Source organism: Anaerosporobacter sp. (assembly GCF_965301125.1).
This window is the reverse complement of the sequence record NZ_CBDLAM010000277.1, coordinates 803-1892: the sequence shown is the minus strand read 5'-3', so window position 1 is coordinate 1892 and position 1090 is coordinate 803. Positions and strand designations below refer to the sequence as shown.

1 pseudogene is annotated in these 1090 nt (G+C 33.5%); it reads left to right on the top strand.

What is annotated here, in order from left to right:
• Positions 1–272: 272 nt before the first annotated feature.
• Positions 273–986: pseudogene (locus ACW2QF_RS18605) on the top strand (Rnase Y domain-containing protein); the annotation flags it as partial.
• Between the last annotated feature and the right edge of the window lie 104 nt (positions 987–1090).

Genomic DNA, 1090 nt, shown 5'->3' with positions numbered 1-1090 from the left:
ACATAATCGTTAATAAAATGAAAAAAAACATATAATTTCTCATATTTTAGACAATTTGCATAAAATAGTATTAACTATACTTGACATCCATTCTAAAACAGTATAAAATTTAAGTGTTGTATCAACGTACAATGAAAATTGAATAAGGAGGTGCTCCTGTGCTAAAATATATAGTTCCAGTAGTGATTGCTATTGTAATTACCTTGGTAATTGTCGTTCCTACTGTATGGCATTTCGCTATATCTTATAGAAAAAAGGTATATGTAGATTAAATTGGACATGCAGAAGATAAAGCAAGGGAAATCATAGATGAAGCTTTGAAAACAGCTGAAACTAAGAAACGAGAAGCCCTACTTGAAGCAAAGGAAGAGTCATTAAAAACTAAAAATGAGCTTGAGAAGGAAACTAAGGAACGAAGAGCAGAATTACAACGTTATGAAAAACGTGTTCTAACTAAAGAAGAAACTTTAGATAGAAAAACTGAAGCACTAGAAAAGAAAGAATCTAAACTATCTGTAAAAGAAATTGAGCTTGATAAGTTAAGAGCTGAGGTTGAAGAACTTCACGATAGAAGATTACAGGAGTTAGAGAAGATTTCTGGACTGACCTCCGAACAAGCAAAAGATTATCTTTTAAGAACTGTTGAAGACGAAGTAAAACACGAAACAGCAATGTTAGTAAAAGAACTTGAAAGTAAAGCTAAAGAGGAAGCTGACAAGAAAGCAAAAGAATATGTTGTTACAGCTATCCAAAGATGCGCTGCAGACCATGTAGCAGAAAGTACGATTTCTGTAGTTCAACTTCCAAACGATGAAATGAAAGGTAGAATCATAGGACGAGAAGGACGTAATATCCGTACGTTAGAAACTATGACAGGTGTTGATTTAATTATTGATGATACACCAGAAGCTGTAATTTTATCAGGATTCGATCCTATAAGAAGAGAAGTTGCTAGAATCGCTTTAGAGAAATTAATTGTAGATGGACGTATTCATCCAGCTAGAATTGAAGAAAAGAAAGAAAAGTCAAAGAAGCTAGTAGAGTCTATGATCCGAGTGGAAGGTGCAGCTGAAACACTTGATGTTGGAAT